The organism is Microvirga sp. P4_G7, assembly GCF_056401005.1.
In genome coordinates this window covers 1-1,130 of record NZ_JBFUKD010000943.1, presented here as the reverse complement: position 1 = coordinate 1,130, position 1,130 = coordinate 1, and the positions used below count along the sequence as shown (strand labels likewise).

Below are 1,130 nucleotides of genomic sequence, written 5' to 3'. Positions count from 1 at the left end.
CCTGATATGCAGGCCCATTTGGTGCTCCAGGATGGCCACCGCATCGACGAAATGAACGCGGAAGCGATCGTGCCCTGGTGGAGTTTTACCAAGACCGTCCTCGCCGCCGCGGCACTCGCCCTCGTGCGCGACGGGGCTCTATCTCTCGACGAACCGATGTCGACACAACCGTACACACTGAGGCAGCTGTTGCAGCATCGCGCCGGGGTGGTGAACTACGGTGGCTATCAGGCGTACCATCAGGCGGTTGCCTCGGGTGCCGATCCATGGCCTGTCGATGAGCTTTTGGAACGTCTCGACGCCACGCGCTTGCGCTACCCGCCTGGCGAGGGCTGGGACTATTCGAACGTCGGCTATCGGGTCGTCGGACAACTCGTCGAAAAGGCTTCCGGAACGCCTCTGAACGCGGCTCTGCAAAAGCTAGTATTCGATCCACTCGACATCCCCTCTGCCCGAATCGCAACGGCTCGCGAGCATCTCGAATGCGTCGAAATGGGTGATGCACGCTCCTACCATCCCGGCTGGGTCTATCACGGCCTGCTGGTGGGCAGTGTCGCGGACGCAGCGTTCCTCGCCGACCGCCTGTTTCGTGGATCGCTCCTACCGTCAGCACTGCTGGCGCAAATGAAAGAGCCGCTGATCCTCGGAGGCCCGATTGAGGGCCGGCCATGGACGCGCCCAGGCTATGGCCTCGGCGTCATGTCGGGTGACATGCAAGGCATACCGGTGGTTGGGCACACGGGAGGGGGGCCCGGCAGCTCGATCGCCGTCTATGTGATGGAATCCAAGACAATCGCTTCTTTCGCTGCGACGGAGGATGCATCCATCGTCGAAGCGGATGTGATCAGGCTGGGATCCTGAAACCGCCAGCGTGCGCGGCGAGCTTGGACTGCAGGAACCCCATGCGCCCTTCACGTTCGTTCAAAACGATGACAGGAACATTGGAGGCATGCAGCGATACGCGCATGCGCTCCGCGAGCAGGCAAAAGCCGGCCTGTTCGGCGCTGGTGGCGCTGTCTGGCATCTGCAGGACGACGGCAACTGGACTTGGAATAAGCGCCAGGACCTCGTCGGCAGCTTCGAAGGGAGTCGTGATGCTGGCATAGCCCATACCCGCGAGCTCCGCCGAC

The 1,130-nt window shown here is 62.4% G+C and carries 2 protein-coding genes; one reads left to right on the top strand and one right to left on the bottom strand.

Annotated features, from left to right (window positions below):
• Positions 1-861, top strand: an 861-nt coding sequence (locus AC1DT3_RS22120; RefSeq protein ID WP_477467322.1) for a serine hydrolase domain-containing protein, incomplete at its 5' end; no start/stop codon positions are given.
• Here AC1DT3_RS22120 and AC1DT3_RS22115 read toward each other — a convergent pair.
• On the bottom strand, positions 845-1,130 hold a 286-nt coding region (locus tag AC1DT3_RS22115), incomplete at its 5' end, for a response regulator (protein WP_477467321.1). The genes AC1DT3_RS22120 and AC1DT3_RS22115 overlap by 17 nt on opposite strands.